This window comes from Ningiella algicola (assembly GCF_028401415.2).
Classification (GTDB): domain Bacteria; phylum Pseudomonadota; class Gammaproteobacteria; order Enterobacterales; family Alteromonadaceae; genus Glaciecola.
The window spans coordinates 4,337,997-4,352,193 of record NZ_CP171821.2; the positions used below are offsets into that span (position 1 = coordinate 4,337,997).

Annotated in this window: 15 protein-coding genes; 10 read left to right on the top strand and 5 right to left on the bottom strand. The window is 44.7% G+C overall.

Features of this window, described 5'->3' with window-relative positions; translation table 11 throughout:
- From PN836_RS18910 to PN836_RS18920, 3 genes are all read left to right on the top strand, one after another.
- Positions 1 to 1,128 carry a hypothetical protein gene (locus PN836_RS18910; protein ID WP_395341355.1) on the top strand — a complete coding sequence of 376 codons (1,128 nt, stop codon included), beginning with the start codon at positions 1 to 3 and terminating at the stop codon, positions 1,126 to 1,128.
- Positions 1,129 to 1,210: 82 nt separating this feature from the next.
- Complete coding sequence (locus PN836_RS18915; protein ID WP_395341358.1) at positions 1,211 to 2,254, top strand: hypothetical protein; 1,044 nt, start codon at positions 1,211 to 1,213, stop codon at positions 2,252 to 2,254.
- Positions 2,255 to 2,608: 354 nt separating this feature from the next.
- Entirely contained in the window at positions 2,609 to 3,319 is a 711-nt protein-coding gene (locus PN836_RS18920) for a hypothetical protein (protein ID WP_395341360.1), read from the top strand.
- A gap of 319 nt (positions 3,320 to 3,638) precedes the next feature.
- On the opposite strand, the gene PN836_RS18925 is transcribed toward PN836_RS18920, so the two are convergent.
- Complete coding sequence (locus PN836_RS18925) at positions 3,639 to 4,175, bottom strand: hypothetical protein (protein ID WP_395341361.1); 537 nt, start codon at positions 4,173 to 4,175, stop codon at positions 3,639 to 3,641.
- A gap of 111 nt (positions 4,176 to 4,286) precedes the next feature.
- Here PN836_RS18925 and PN836_RS18930 point away from each other — a divergent pair, with 111 nt between their 5' ends.
- From PN836_RS18930 to PN836_RS18955, 6 genes are all read left to right on the top strand, one after another.
- Positions 4,287 to 5,321 (top strand): glycoside hydrolase family 43 protein, encoded by a 1,035-nt coding sequence (locus PN836_RS18930; protein ID WP_395341364.1) that lies wholly within the window; start codon positions 4,287 to 4,289, stop codon positions 5,319 to 5,321.
- Between the two features lie 312 nt (positions 5,322 to 5,633).
- Positions 5,634 to 6,266, top strand: a complete 633-nt coding sequence (petA, locus tag PN836_RS18935) for a ubiquinol-cytochrome c reductase iron-sulfur subunit (RefSeq protein ID WP_395341366.1) — start codon at positions 5,634 to 5,636, stop codon at positions 6,264 to 6,266.
- Positions 6,266 to 7,531: a cytochrome b gene (locus PN836_RS18940; protein WP_395341369.1), complete on the top strand. Its 1,266-nt coding sequence runs from the start codon at positions 6,266 to 6,268 to the stop codon at positions 7,529 to 7,531. The genes petA and PN836_RS18940 overlap by 1 nt, the downstream gene beginning before the upstream one ends.
- Positions 7,528 to 8,262, top strand: coding sequence for a cytochrome c1 (locus PN836_RS18945; RefSeq protein WP_395341372.1), 735 nt, complete (start codon positions 7,528 to 7,530; stop codon positions 8,260 to 8,262). Before PN836_RS18940 ends, PN836_RS18945 begins: the two co-directional genes overlap by 4 nt.
- Positions 8,263 to 8,387: 125 nt before the next feature.
- Positions 8,388 to 9,020, top strand: coding sequence for a stringent starvation protein SspA (sspA, locus tag PN836_RS18950; RefSeq protein WP_395341374.1), 633 nt, complete (start codon positions 8,388 to 8,390; stop codon positions 9,018 to 9,020).
- Positions 9,021 to 9,086: 66 nt separating this feature from the next.
- Positions 9,087 to 9,482, top strand: a complete 396-nt coding sequence (locus PN836_RS18955; protein ID WP_395345748.1) for a ClpXP protease specificity-enhancing factor — start codon at positions 9,087 to 9,089, stop codon at positions 9,480 to 9,482.
- A gap of 52 nt (positions 9,483 to 9,534) precedes the next feature.
- On the opposite strand, the gene PN836_RS18960 is transcribed toward PN836_RS18955, so the two are convergent.
- The 4 genes from PN836_RS18960 to PN836_RS18975 are packed head-to-tail and all read right to left on the bottom strand — an operon-like array spanning position 9,535 to position 13,205.
- The gene (locus PN836_RS18960) at positions 9,535 to 10,104 is read right to left on the bottom strand and encodes a BON domain-containing protein (protein WP_395341376.1); all 570 of its coding nucleotides are present in this window, start codon (positions 10,102 to 10,104) and stop codon (positions 9,535 to 9,537) included.
- A gap of 3 nt (positions 10,105 to 10,107) precedes the next feature.
- On the bottom strand, positions 10,108 to 10,704 hold the full coding sequence (locus PN836_RS18965) for a phosphoheptose isomerase (protein WP_395341378.1): 597 nt from the start codon (positions 10,702 to 10,704) through the stop codon (positions 10,108 to 10,110).
- Positions 10,705 to 10,727: 23 nt separating this feature from the next.
- Positions 10,728 to 11,084, bottom strand: coding sequence for a YraN family protein (locus PN836_RS18970; RefSeq protein ID WP_395341380.1), 357 nt, complete (start codon positions 11,082 to 11,084; stop codon positions 10,728 to 10,730).
- A complete protein-coding gene (locus tag PN836_RS18975) occupies positions 11,085 to 13,205 on the bottom strand; it encodes a penicillin-binding protein activator (RefSeq protein ID WP_395341382.1) in 2,121 nt (706 codons plus the stop codon). It lies immediately after the preceding gene.
- A gap of 149 nt (positions 13,206 to 13,354) precedes the next feature.
- On the opposite strand from PN836_RS18975, the gene rsmI reads away from it, so the two are divergent.
- Positions 13,355 to 14,197, top strand: coding sequence for a 16S rRNA (cytidine(1402)-2'-O)-methyltransferase (gene rsmI / locus PN836_RS18980; RefSeq protein WP_395341384.1), 843 nt, complete (start codon positions 13,355 to 13,357; stop codon positions 14,195 to 14,197).

The following is a 14,197-nucleotide window of genomic DNA, read 5'->3' on the forward strand; positions in this document are numbered from 1 at the left end:
ATGCGCAACTCAACTTTGCTTGTGTTAATAACCATTTTTCTCATCCTCACCGCTGGACTGTTTTGGTTACTCAATGCTGACGCAACCATAGATAATTCAGCTGAGCTTTCGTCGCCTAATAATCAAGCTAAAAATCAAGCATACGACCCATCAAGTGCCGATGTAGCCACAGGCATGTCACTCAGCGTAGTCGAAGCGCCTGCTGATGAGGCCGTTTTTACCCTAGCAAGTCAAATTCAAGACATTGCGACTGCCTATAGCCAAAGCGCACAGTATCCGCGCGGCTCCCAGCCAGTGCTCAATCCTGAGCAAGTGATCGTGTTTTCGGCATTTGAAGAGAATGCCACATCCTTTGAGCTGGATTCAAATATGCACGGGCAGGTTCAATTGTCGGTAGCGACTAAGCAATATCAGCATTTTAGCGGTGATGACATCGAGGTGTTGGTAAGTGTCGGCAAAGTACCTAGAACTGCATCTGTAGATGCTATTGCAATACTTAGCGATATTAATGGAGATGCGCTTTTTACGCTGGATTTAGACACCGGCTTTAAGCAAAGCTGGGAGTTGAGGGGTGCAATTAACGGCTCCGACTTAGCCGAACTAGACCTCCCGCCTGAGCTTCAGATAGCTGCGACTGTTGAAGTAGATGGGGAAGTGTTTTTCTCTAGCGCTGCGCTTAAGTATAACGATCCCTCCGCCACTATTGTAGGGCTGGGTAATGCAAACCCGAATGCCGAGTACTTAGACCTACCCCTTAAAATTGATGTGCACGATGCTGGCTATTATTTTTTGAGTGCAGTGCTTTTTGATGCGAACGGCAAAGCACCTTTGGTTCAACTGCAGGAGGAAGCGCGTTTGAGAGTTGGCGACCAAGAGATAGTGCTAAAAGCGCATATCCAAGCGCTTAAAGTAAGTGCGAACGAAGGGCCTTATATGTTGAAACACTTCTCATTACGACGGGGCGCTGAAGATGGCGAACTTTATGATAGCGCCGGAAATAGCGCCATCGAAGCGCTACACATTGAGGCCTTTTCGTTTGAGCGTTATGAGGATAAGGCGTATGTCGATCCTTTAGCGCAAGAGCGTGAGGCATTTTTACGTCGCTTGAGCAGTGTTAGCGGTAATTGATCAGGCGGCATTCAAGCAGGCTTGATAACGCTTAATAGTCAAGCTTATAAAAACACGGGAAGTAACACATTTAGGAAAGCATATGAAACTACTACGATTGTGTATTTTAAGTCTTTTTTGCATATCGGCATCAGCTACTGCGTCGATAGCGGGTAAACCGGTAATATTGGTACACGGCTTTAACTTTACCGATTTACAAAATACGCCACCCAACGAACAGTTCCTGCTTCAACAATCGCGTGAGTATTTTGGCGATTTTTGGACGGCGCGCGCCGACCGTCACCATTATTTTTCGAGTACCGACAGAGTCAGTGGAGGTGTAAAAGATCAGTTCCGTCGACATTTTGAGGAGCTCGAATCCAGCGGACTGTGTATGAGTGGTTGTGTCTTTGTAACGCATTCAACAGGTGACTTAGTGCTGCGAGATGCCTTGAATCGTCTTGGGCAGTGGGGGATTGATAGGAATCGGGTTAAAGTTTTAACGGTTATCGATTTTGCTGGCGCGGGTGGGGGTACAGAGTTAGCGGATCTTGCATCAAATGTTGCGACCGGCGGCGGATTCGTAGATTTTACTGTTCGCCAAGTGGTTCGTGCATTCTTAGGTGTAGACCCATCAAGTTCAGGTTTGGGGGTAGTGAATGATTTACGCCCGGCTAACGCTCGAAATATTGCACAAGGCAATCAGGGTATTCCACGCTTGCGTTTTGTAGGCACTGGCTCTGAGTTTTTAGGCATTACCAAACCTTTCATTTCCGGTAAAGATGACAGTGTAGTGCCTTTGCACAGTGCTTGCGGGTCAAATCGCGCAAGTAGCTACGATTCTTGTTCTTCCGGTATTCGCAATAACGGTGTGCTTCGCTCTGCACGCGCTCCAAGTGCATTACTTGCCAATCATTATCCGATACTAATGGGTGAGAAGGTGAATCACAGCCAGCACATTAACAATGATCGAGTCGGCGGTATTTATGCGCCAATCATTAACAATGTGTCAGCCAATGGGATTGTCATCGATTTTGAGGAAAGCACGGGTCGAACCTGGTGGAGTTGGGGAGCAAAGGTGCGCTCAGTTGACGACAGCCGCCGCAAAAGTATGTCTGAAAACGTATTTGATACACTGAATAATTAGGTTAACGAATTCGGATAAGGAACAAGAGCACGTTTTGTGCTCTTGTTGCATTTGCACCATAAAAGATTAATGAACCTCAACTCGGGATAAGCGACAGCGCCAAGCAGCGCTAAAAACGCGAATTACTGCGTTGCAAAAGCGAGCAATAGAATAACTATTACGTCTCTTTTGCGCCTTGCACTTCACGTTTTTATCACTACTTGGTGACAATTTATTAAATACATCGTTGAAACAAACATTTGCACTATCGCTTATCCCGAGTTGAGGTTAATGAATATATAAATGAGCTTACGCTTTTTAATCGGTCTATTGGTTGTCAGCAACTAAAGAGGTTTAATACAGGCAAATTCCTTATTGCCTCACGCCTTAGATTGTATGCCGTCATTGCAACAAAGCGCATTAAAAGACAAGATTGCTTCGGCAATCTTGATAAATCTCAAACCTGCGCTGTACCTTCAGCTCATTGCGCTATGTCTTGCCTTGTCATATTTTTACTGGGATGCCGCTCAACCCACGTTTAGCTTTTTCGCTGAATTAAAAAGCACGTATGGTCGAGTGTTTGCCATCTTATCAACCAGTATTTTCGGCGGTTTGATCCCATTTTTGATTTTACTTAGGACGGGGCAGGTAAGAGGGCAAGTAATCCAGCAAATGCTGTTCTACTGTTTACTGTGGGGGTTTATGGGCTTTGTCATTGATGAGTTTTATCAATTCCAAAGCGTGATGTTTGGTGACGATAATGCGCTGGAAACGGTTGTAAAGAAGGTGCTGTGCGACCAATTTATATTCAGCGCCTTTTTTGCCTCTCCGTTTCTAACCTTTTGGTTTCTATTTCGTGATTGCCGTTTTAGCGTCACTATATTCACAAAAACCTTTCACTTCGCTCTATTTATTAATCAAGTTTTCACCACTTTAGTCAGCACATGGATTGTGTGGATACCGGCAGTATCTATCATTTACTCCATGCCTAGCGATTTGCAAGTGCCTTTGTTCAATCTGGTTTTGTGTATGTTTGTTTTGATTGTAGCTATCGTCAACAGTGATAAGGAATCACCGCAACGATAGCTCATGGCTGTTTAGCGCTTTGAATTTACTTGCTTGTAACTAGGGCGTGTTGATCTTTGCTGTATGAATTTTGTACGCTCTGTGTGTTCATCGATCGCGGCACATGCTCGCAGGTGCAGTATATCTGCATCAAGAGCATGTAACAAAGAGCGGTGGACACACAGAGCGTACCCTTTGTGGCTCCCACAGCAGTGAGCGCTTGTGCACCATTTATACTGCATCATCGCAATTTTATGTAGATGACTACACTTCAATTGCGTTTCTTTGTCTAAATAGCGCACAAACTGCTGCAAAATCATACAGCAAAGATCAACACGCCCTAGAGTGAATCAAGCTTGGACATGTTTGCTTTTACTACATCAATATCTGCTTGCGGGACGTCTTTGGCGGCCTCTAACATACGTAAAGTGCCTTCGAGCTGGTCCCGCATCGTTTGTGGCATCATCTGCATCATTTCAGGAGTAAGCTCAGACATATCCATGGGCTCGTTCTCCATTTCAATTGCTAGCATTGCTGCAGATACGCGATTGCTGATATCTATCCACTCATCTAAATCATCAAACCCTGCGTCCTCGACGACGTCTTCAAGCGCATCAACTTGAGCGGATTCCAGACCAGCAAGCATTTGTGAGGCGAGCGCAATCTTGCCGTCACTATCCACATCAAAACTCATTCCATTATTCATCAATGAGCCTTCTATGGATTGCACATTAGGATTGTCACTTGATTTTATTTGGTTGATAGACGAAACGTACTTGTCAATTATGCCGTCGCTAAGCGCTGCAGAAAATACATTGATTGAGAAAACAGCAATTGAGCATGCTAGAAGTGTTTTTAAGGTGCTTGTGTATTTCATTATATGTCCTTTTTAAAGGTGAGTCCTTGAATGTTCAAAAATTATACTATTCGCTTTTTTTAAAGATGACAAGCATACTTCTTACAAGTAAATTTATTAAGTGGAGTTGTGATGAAGCTGTCAACCGCGTCGGGCATATTTTTGGCAATTTTATGCTTAAATGGATGCACAAAGTTGCCGGAAGACGCACCAGAGAATCCTGAGTCCTACAGCGGCAATCCCTTGTTTGACGGGTGGTATGCTGACCCACAGATAGCCATTTTCAACAATCAATACTGGATATTCCCCACTTATTCCGATGAGTTTAGAGCGCAGCTGCACATGGATGCTTTTTCATCGACCGACTTATCCAATTGGCAAAAGCATGAAAATATCATTGATAACGATATTATTTCTTGGGCAAAGCAAGCGATGTGGGCGCCTGCCATCGTTGAAAAAGACAATCAATACTATTTATTTTTCGCGGCAAACGACCCGCAAACGCCCGATAGAAAATGGTGGAATCCTGATGATGACATTAATCATTTTGGCGGCATAGGCGTTGCCGTTGCTAATAGTCCCGGCGGCCCTTATCGCGATTATCTAGGGCAGCCATTAATTTCAGAGTTCTATAACGGTGCTCAGCCTATCGACCAATTTATATTTGAAGACACCGACGGCACGCATTACTTTTTTTATGGCGGATGGGGTCATTGTAACTTAGGTCGCCTAAATGAGGATTTCACAGGTTTTGAGCCGTGGGAAAACGGTGAGTTATTCAAGGAAGTTACACCAGAAGGTTACGTTGAAGGCTCTGTGATGTTTATCCGAAATGGTAAGTATTATTTCATGTGGTCTGAAGGAGATTGGGCTGACAACAGTTATCAGGTGGCCTACAGTATTTCAGACTCGGTTGAGGGGCCATTTGAGCGCGTTGGGGTCGTAATGTCATCACAAGCGCCAATAGCCACCGGTGCCGGTCATCACTCTGTTCTACATATTCCCGATAGCGATGATTACTATTTCGTATATCACCGGCGGCCTATCCCTAATGAGAGCCCACACCATCGTGTCGTTGCGATTGATGAAATGCATTTTGACGAAGACGGTTTTATTTTACCGGTTGTGATGACTGAGCAGGGCGTGGTCACTCGAAAGATCAAATAACAGACATAATTTGTATGAGCGATTATCCTAGCTCACCTCATCTTTATGCAAGCGAAATCAAAAAGACTATGGTCTCATGGCGATATTAGGGTGAGTGTGCAAAATAGTTGACTTAAATCAGGGAATACATTGCTTTTTTGGCAGTAAATCCTTGTGTTTACTAAGTGTTTTCTTTTACCATACGCGGTGAAATTTTAAGCCTGAATATTCTCTTGTTTGCTGCACGTATTTCACTCGTTTAAATACCTGCCGATAAATGTCTTGAATATTCAAACAGCAGGATTACGACCTGTCTAACTCGGAGAACAGTTGATGAGCGATGTATCAGTAGATGCTAATGCGTCAGCACAGTCCCCAGCTACCCCGCCCAGTAATGGTCGGCGCAAGTTCCTCACCGTAGCGACTTCAGTCGTTGGTGCGGTCGGTGTAGCGGGAGCGGCAGTGCCGTTTATAGCATCATGGCAACCAAGTGCCAGAGCCAAAGCGGCGGGTGCCGACGTTGAGGTGGATATCAGCGGTATTCAGGACGGACAGTTGATACGTAAGATTTGGCGTAGTCAACCAGTGTGGGTTGTTAAGCGCACGCCAGAAGTGCTTGCATCGTTAGCAAAAGTTGAAGACAAGCTTAAAGACCCAGGCTCAGAAGCTGAGCAACAGCCTGAATATGCGCAAAATCAGTATCGCTCAAGAAAAGAAGAGCTTTTGGTGTTGGTGGGTATTTGTACTCACCTTGGATGCTCCCCTCAGCATTTAACCGAAGGCGCGTTCTCTGAATATGAGGAAGGGGTAGATAATGGTTTCTTCTGCCCTTGCCACGGTTCAAAATTCGATATGGCCGGTAGAGTATTCCAAAACGTGCCAGCAGGCTTGAATTTGGTCGTTCCCCCTTATTACTTTATCGACGATAATACAATTCTCATCGGTTCAGACGCGGAGGAAGCATAATGAATGGCTTTCTAAATTGGATTGAACAACGCATTCCAATGATGCGCGTGGCAAATATGCATGCGATTCAATATCCTGCGCCACGAAATATGAATATTTGGTATGCCTTTGGATTTTTAGCAACCATTGTATTAGTAAACCAGATTGTGACTGGTATTTGGTTGACAATGAACTTCGAACCCTCCGCTGAGCGCGCGTTCGCGTCAGTTGAGTATATCATGCGTGAAGTCGATTACGGCTGGCTAATTCGCTATATGCACAGCACAGGCGCATCTGCCTTTTTCATCGTTGTGTACCTGCATATGTTTAGAGGCATGATGTACGGTTCTTATCAAAAACCACGCGAACTGTTGTGGATTTTCGGTATGCTAATTTACCTTGCGCTTATGGCTGAAGCCTTCATGGGCTACGTATTACCTTGGGGGCAAATGAGCTACTGGGGCGCGCAAGTAATCGTTTCTTTGTTTAGTGCCATTCCTGTTATTGGTCCAGACTTGGTGGAGTGGATTCAGGGTGACTACGTCATCTCTGGCGCTACCCTTAATCGATTTTTTGCTCTGCACGTGATTGCACTTCCACTGGTGATTGTAATTTTAGTGTTCTTGCACATTGTTGCGCTTCACGAGGTTGGTTCAAATAATCCTGACGGTGTGGCTATCAAACATAAGAAAGGCAGCTTGCCGGAAAGCGAAAAAACATCTTTCCAAATACATGAATACTACACTAGCAAGTACGACATTGCCGATGATGTGGTGCCTTTCTTCCCGCACATTGTATTGAAAGACTTGGTCGCTTTTGCGGTCTTCCTGTTTATTTTCTGTTATATCATGTTCTTTGCACCTGAAATGGACGGCAAATTCCTGGAGCATCCGAATTTTGAAATAGCGAATCCGCTCAAAACACCAGAGCACATTTTCCCTGTGTGGTACTTCACGCCATTCTACGCCATATTAAAAGCGGTGCCTGATAAGCTCGGTGGTGTGCTTACCATGTTTGCCGCAATTGGCTTTTTATTTGCAATGCCATGGTGGGACAGAAGTAATGTGCGTTCATGGCGCTACAGAAGTGGCTTGCACAAAGCCAACCTCATTGTCTTTGCAATCGTGTTTGTGTTCTTGGGTTACTTGGGCGGCACGCCTCAAGAAAACTGGAAAATTGTTGCATCTCAAATTGCAACTGTGATGTATTTCGGGTTCTTTATTCTCTTGTTTATATACTCGAAAAGTGAGAAAACCAAACCGGTACCAGAGAGGATCCCGAAATGAGAAAATGCTTAGCCCTTTTATTGCTCATTCCGGGTATGGTGATGGCTGCGGGATCTAATTATCCCTTAGATGACGTGGATATTGATTTAACTGACCAAGCATCTCTACAAAACGGTGCAAAGATATTTATGAACTACTGCTTGGGTTGCCACCAAATGCAGTATCAACGATACCAGCGTACGTTTAATGATTTGGGTATTCCCGAAGATTTAGGTCAGCAGTATCTGCAGTTTACTGGCGAAAAGGTGAGTGATTATATTACTAGCCCAATGCCGGCTGAAGATGCAGCGACTTGGTTTGGTGCTCCGCCACCCGACCTGACTTTGGTAGCGAGAGTGCGAGGGCCTGAATGGCTGTTTACTTACTTGAGAACCTTTTATGCTGAAGAGGGTAAAACCTTTGGTGTAAACAATTTAGTCTTTCCTAATGTAGGCATGCCTCATGTTTTGGAGCCTTTGCAAGGAACACCGCGTAAACAATACAATGAACGTATGGTTGATGGTTCGATGCAAGAGACCAACGTTTTTGAGTTGGTTGTGGATGGCAACGGCGCACTTTCACCTGATGAATTTGACGCTACCATGCGAGACTTGGTGAACTTTTTAGAATATACCGGTGAGCCCTCACGCTTACAGTCAGAAGCGATTGGTAAAAAAGTATTAATCTTCATCGTGATTTTCTTTGTTTTAGCATACTTGCTGAAGAAAGAATACTGGCGAGATTTAAAGTAATACTCTATAATCGCGAGTCTTTTTCCATAAGGGGGCATTACGCCCCCTTTTGATATCTTCTATTTACATGCAAAAAGTTCTTCTACTGCTTACCTTGCTAGGCGCGAAGAATGCGGAGGTTTTTAATGGCGGTAGCCAACAACAAACGTTCAATCATGACCCTGTTCTCTGACAATATTGACATCTATAGCCATCAAGTACGCATTGTACTTGCTGAAAAAGGGGTTGGAGTAGAAATCATCTTTACTGATCCTACTCAGTTAAACGAAGAATTACTTGAATTAAATCCTTACGGCACTGTCCCAACGCTTGTTGACCGTGAATTGGTGTTATACAAGTCGCATATCATCATGGAATATCTCGATGAGCGATTCCCCCATCCGCCACTTATGCCAGTGTATCCAGTATCACGAGGTCAAAGCCGCTTGATGATGCACAGAATTGAACAAGATTGGTATAGCTTAGCAGGTCGTATCTTCAGAAATGAAGAGGGTACAGAGCAAGCACGAAATGATTTGCGAGAAGCAATCTTAAGTCTTGCTCCAGTATTTAACGAAACGCCTTATTTTATGAGCGAAGAGTTTAGTCTAGTCGATTGTTATCTTGCACCGCTATTATGGCGACTGCCAGCACTAGACATTACGCTCAGTGGAACTGGCTCACGCGAAATAAATGCCTATATGAAGCGTATTTTTGAGCGTGGTTCGTTCAAAGCGTCTTTGACAGATCAAGAGCGTGAGATACACAATCCTTTGTAGGTACAAGGTTGTCCACGCTTTAGGTCGCTATCAAAGCCCTGTGAAGGAAATGCAATTATGACAGGAATGACATCTAATCAGCCCTACATGCTTAAAGCATTTTTTGATTGGATCCTTGATAATGGCCTCACTCCGTATATGGTGATTGATGCGAGCATAGAAGGGTGTCAAGTACCCGGCGAGTTTGTACGAGACGGACAAATTGTATTGAATGTTTCGCCAAGCGCATGCGTCAATTTCTATATGGACTTAGAGCAAATAAGCTTTCAAGCTCGCTTTAGTGGCCAACCGATGTTAGTGCAATTTCCCTGCTTTGCGGTGAGCGCGATTTATGCAAAAGAGAACGGCGCTGGAACCGTGTTTACTGCAGAAACCATGGGTGATGATGAACCTCCGAAACCTCCTAGCCCCTCACCAACGCCGAATAAAGGCAAAAAAGCCAGCTTGCGTGTCATAAAATAGTCGTGTTCGTCTTCAGTCAATACGCTAATTTAGTCACGCTTACCGGATCGACTTAATTCAGTAGCTCCATCACCCTTACTACTTTCGAAACGCCTTGCACGTTGCGAGCAATGTCCACTGCGGCCGTCGCTTCGCTTTTAGTTAGCTGTCCCATAATGAATACTTCGCTATCTTCAACAATAAGATCAAGTTTTAACAATGGCACTTTCTCTTCAGCTGTCATTAGTGTTCTAATCTTGGTGCCTAGCCAAATATCGTTCATAGTCGCTGTGGCAGGGATAGGACTGCCTAGGCGAACCTGATTATGTACCTTATTCACGTTGGCAACGCTTGCTGCAGCGCGCGACGCTGCGTCGATGATCTGTTGTATCTTTGCTTGGCCGGTTAATAACACTTGGCCATTGTAAACATGCACACTGATAGCTGCATTGTCATCAATCGCAACTACGTCATTTACTGCGGCATTTACGCGGGCTTCTGTGGTCTTATCATCAATCTGTGTACCGACTGTTCTTCGGTCGCTGGCTGACACAGCGGCAGTGCCGGCAGCGCCCACTGCCACGACAGACACACAACCGCTAAGATGAATGCACAGCACCAGCAGCACTAGGTGTTTAAACATACGTCAGCCCTCGCTGTCAGTGATTGGGAATAGCGCGTTGTCGATAGACTCGCACAAATTATGGATAACGAGCAGATGCACCTCTTGAATTCGTGCTGTTCGTGAGGAGGGCACGCGAATTTCCACATCGTTCTCACCAATTAAGCCTGCCATCTCACCACCGTCTTTTCCAGTGAGAGCAACAATGGTCATGTCTCTGGATAAAGCGGCCTGCATAGCACTGATCACATTTGGTGAATTTCCACTGGTTGATATTGCCAATAAAATGTCGCCCGGTTGACCGAGCGCTTTGACTTGTTTGGAAAAGACTTCATCATAGGAAAAGTCATTTGCTATCGAAGTTAGCGTTGAAGAATCGGTGGTCAGGGCAATCGCTGGCAAAGGTGGTCGATCGCGTTCATAACGATTAAGCAACTCTGATGAAAAGTGTTGGGCATCGCCAGCTGAGCCGCCGTTTCCGCAGGTCAGGATCTTATTGCCTTGAATGAGTGCATCTATCATCATCTGAGCCGCTTTTGCAATTGGCTCCGGCAACTGTTCAGCCGCCGCGATTTTTGTTTGAATGCTTTGCGTGAAGTTCTTCTTAATATTATCTAGCACGGATGTGTCACTCCTATTGCTGTCTACACGTTTTGTATCCAATTGATATTTTGTTTATCGATTGCGATGAGGTCTATTCTCAAAGAAGTATGGTGTAAGTTTAAATCAAGTGCCTGCAAATAGCACATGATTGCTCGCTCAAGTTTACGCCGTTTTGCGCGCGTAAACATATGGGCGGCACTGCCATGAGAATCGGTTTCGCGATATTTGACTTCTACAAAGACAAATTGTTGCATATCCTTGAAAATTAAATCAATTTCGCCCGCTTTGCAGCGAAAATTCTCAGTAATAAAGCCAAGCCCCTGATCAATCAAATATCCTTTTGCCACTTGTTCGGCTTTCGCACCGGTTTCACTAGCAATCCATTGCTTAATTGGCATCTATCCCCCTGCTTGAATTTCTCTCACCTTCAGTTCTCGCAGCACGAGTCCATTTCTGTTGACCTTCAGTGTTCCTGACAGCCCTTGTGATTCAACCTGCCCGAAAATACGCATTCGCGTTGCATCAGTGCTGAGGCTCATGGCGTCATAACCAAAGGCAAAAAGGCGTAAGAAGGTGCTAGAGGGCTCGTTGAACAAGCTGTCAATTTCTGATGCAAGTTGACTTTCACGGCCCATTGGAAGCACAAAAGGCATATCTACAAAGACGAGGTTTCTGAGATCGCGTAGTGTGTTTTTATTTTGCTTGTGGTTGTAGCTAAAAGAGGTTGCATATACGGGGATCTGTTTGTCGGTGAACAAGCTCATACTGCTTTCAATAATGGGATTGATGAGTTCTACTTCATTGGGTCTCGCAAAAATCACAAATGCGTCAACGTCTCTGCGATTTCTTGTTACGCTGTACACTTCTTCATTGACCAAATTAGACAGTTGATTAATGCGTTGCTGACTTTGCAGCACGTTCAAGGCAGATGTAATGCCGACACGCATTGCTTTGTTGTCAGTGTATTCCACAATACTAGGCGCCGATTCAGCCCTACCATTTTGTGCAACCTCCCAGGCTTTGACGAATGCGTCTGTCATTCGCTGCGTCACGCTGGAACTATCTTGAATTAAAACGGGGTGGCGAATGTTTGCACGTAACATTTTTTCCACTAGCTGTTGTGCTTCTTGCTCTGGCGAAAGGGCAAAATAGATCCCCTCTACACCCGATTCTGGTTCAGATACTTCGTTAAGATACAAAATCGCAGGATATGAAGGACTGGTGACGTCAGGCGCAAGGTTTGATAAAGGGTTTCCAATCATTTGCTCGCGACTAATTCTTGCAACAGACTTTGATGTTAAGCTTTGAATTTGCTCTACATGGCTTTTCAATAGCGGCCCGATGATGTGAGAATATTCGCTCAAAGCCTCGGCAGTGATTTGGGCTGGTAAATCTTGAAATGAACCGGTATCGATGAAGCTTATATTAGGCGCTTGTTGATTATTGAAACGCCCCCTCCTTTGGGACGCTTTGGTGCTGCGATCTAGTTGAGTGAAATAACTGGCAAGAATGCCTTGTTTTATGGCCTCTCCCTGATTTTCGAGACGTCCTGATAGCGGGAGGAGAACCGCAATTTTTTCCTGTGTAAGCATGTTTTGGTCGAGAAACTCTTGAATAGATATCGGCACATAGTCATCTTGTATGCGCGTTTCTGCGACGATGTTTGAGAGTTGCTCAATACGCTGAGACTTGCTTAAATCTGGATTCTCCACCGTACTTATCATGGCATTAAAAGAAAACAAGACTTGTGCATTTGCACCTGCGTTATTGATAATTTCGCGTCGCTCGGGTGCCGAAAGTCGAGAGAATGTTTCAAACAGCCACTCCCAGCTATCTTTATTTCGTGTGTCGTCATCACCAAGAGATTGAAGAGCAAGACTGAGGGCTTCGCGATGTGCGCCTGCGAGTCCTTTCTCAACACTATTGATAAAATTCAAGCGTTGAATAAGGCCCTCAGATATGACTGATGAATCGAATGTATTCCGAGTTAGAGTACTTAAGCGTCGTAGCAGCAATAGACGAGCTTCTGTTAAGGCGATTGCAGAGGCCTTAACATCGGATGTGTTTGCAATGCTTTGCGCACTAATGCCCTTACCCGACAGACCGAAATACTCAGCTATGGCACATTCGCTTCGAATAATATGCAGGGTTGCTATATTTTCAGCTTCACGAGCGTCATTTAAGCCTGTATAACCAGCGGGGTTTGACAATGCCTCAGGCGCTAAATTTAATGTGTTCTTTACAATGGCATTTGCAGATAAGCAGTCGCCTTGATTGGCAAAATCTTGGGCCAGAGTAGTCAATTGACTCAGCAGGGAACTAATGTTTTGCTCGCGCCTATAGCGTTCGACTATTGAGTCAAAGTCAAAAGTCTCTTGCTCACTTGCTTGCTCGATCTTGATAGGATCTTTTGGCTTTTGACTAACAGAGCTTGTTTTCTGACTAGCACATCCGCTTAAAAGCAACATGAGTGAAACGGCACCGAAAAGGGGATAAATGTGCATTGGGGCTGTATTCATATTGTCCTTATTCATGCTTCCACTTAGTCTACTCTATGCACTAAACACGCTCTAGTGTATCGCGCTGTGATAAAAATTCTAGTGAACAAGCCAGATTCTGTACTTCAGGTCATGTAGAATATCATCATCATTCAATCTAGAGCGATAAAATGCCAGAGCAAGCATGTTTGTATATTGTGCCAACGCCCATCGGAAATCTATCTGATATTAGCCATCGTGCTCTGGGTGTATTAACCGATGTTGATTTAATCGCTGCTGAGGATACGCGTCACTCTGCTCGGCTATTGCATCACTATAACATAACAACGCGCACAATAAGTCTGCATACTCATAACGAGAGTGCTCGCAGCGCACTTTTAATTGAAAAGCTATTGAGCGGCACATCTGTTGCGTTAATCAGCGATGCGGGCACACCCTTAATAAGCGATCCTGGATTTACCTTTGTAGCAGCGTGCAGACGAGAGGACATTAAGGTGATTGCATTGCCAGGCCCGTGTGCGCTGACTACAGCGCTAAGCGCTTCAGGTTTACCCACAGATGTTTTTACGTTTTTTGGCTTTTTGCCGGTTAAGCAACAAGCAAAGCAAAATGTGCTTGAGCATGCCGCGTATACTCATCATACGGCTGTGTTTTATGAAGCGCCAAGACGAATCAAAGCGACGGTTGACATGTGCATGCGCGTTCTTCCGGCCTCATGTCATTTTGTATTAGCAAAAGAAATAAGCAAAACCTTTGAGACGTATATCTCAGGCAGTGCACAAACGCTTTTGGATTATTTAAATCTTGAAAGTGCGCATGAAAAAGGAGAGTTTGTGTTGATGTTGCATCTAGCGAAAGAAAAGGACGAAGACTTGCCTATTGAAGCAATTGCCCTGCTGGATGAGCTAGGGTCTCTGCTCCCGCCAAAACGAGCCGCGGCGGTGGTGTCAAAACACTACAAGGTAAATAAAAAACAGCTGTATGAGTTTGCCCTTAAGGCAAAAGAGTCTTAA

Excerpts from the sequence above, each read along its gene's own strand:
- rsmI (WP_395341384.1), top strand. The coding sequence starts at position 13,355 with ATGCCAGAGCAAGCATGTTTGTATATTGTGCCAACGCCCATCGGAAAT.
- PN836_RS18970 (WP_395341380.1), bottom strand. The coding sequence starts at position 11,084 with ATGCCAATTAAGCAATGGATTGCTAGTGAAACCGGTGCGAAAGCCGAA.
- petA (WP_395341366.1), top strand. The coding sequence starts at position 5,634 with ATGAGCGATGTATCAGTAGATGCTAATGCGTCAGCACAGTCCCCAGCT.
- PN836_RS18910 (WP_395341355.1), top strand. The coding sequence starts at position 1 with ATGCGCAACTCAACTTTGCTTGTGTTAATAACCATTTTTCTCATCCTC.
- PN836_RS18975 (WP_395341382.1), bottom strand. The coding sequence starts at position 13,205 with ATGAATACAGCCCCAATGCACATTTATCCCCTTTTCGGTGCCGTTTCA.
- PN836_RS18960 (WP_395341376.1), bottom strand. The coding sequence starts at position 10,104 with ATGTTTAAACACCTAGTGCTGCTGGTGCTGTGCATTCATCTTAGCGGT.
- PN836_RS18955 (WP_395345748.1), top strand. The coding sequence starts at position 9,087 with ATGACATCTAATCAGCCCTACATGCTTAAAGCATTTTTTGATTGGATC.
- PN836_RS18915 (WP_395341358.1), top strand. The coding sequence starts at position 1,211 with ATGAAACTACTACGATTGTGTATTTTAAGTCTTTTTTGCATATCGGCA.
- sspA (WP_395341374.1), top strand. The coding sequence starts at position 8,388 with ATGGCGGTAGCCAACAACAAACGTTCAATCATGACCCTGTTCTCTGAC.
- PN836_RS18940 (WP_395341369.1), top strand. The coding sequence starts at position 6,266 with ATGAATGGCTTTCTAAATTGGATTGAACAACGCATTCCAATGATGCGC.
- PN836_RS18925 (WP_395341361.1), bottom strand. The coding sequence starts at position 4,175 with ATGAAATACACAAGCACCTTAAAAACACTTCTAGCATGCTCAATTGCT.
- PN836_RS18945 (WP_395341372.1), top strand. The coding sequence starts at position 7,528 with ATGAGAAAATGCTTAGCCCTTTTATTGCTCATTCCGGGTATGGTGATG.
- PN836_RS18930 (WP_395341364.1), top strand. The coding sequence starts at position 4,287 with ATGAAGCTGTCAACCGCGTCGGGCATATTTTTGGCAATTTTATGCTTA.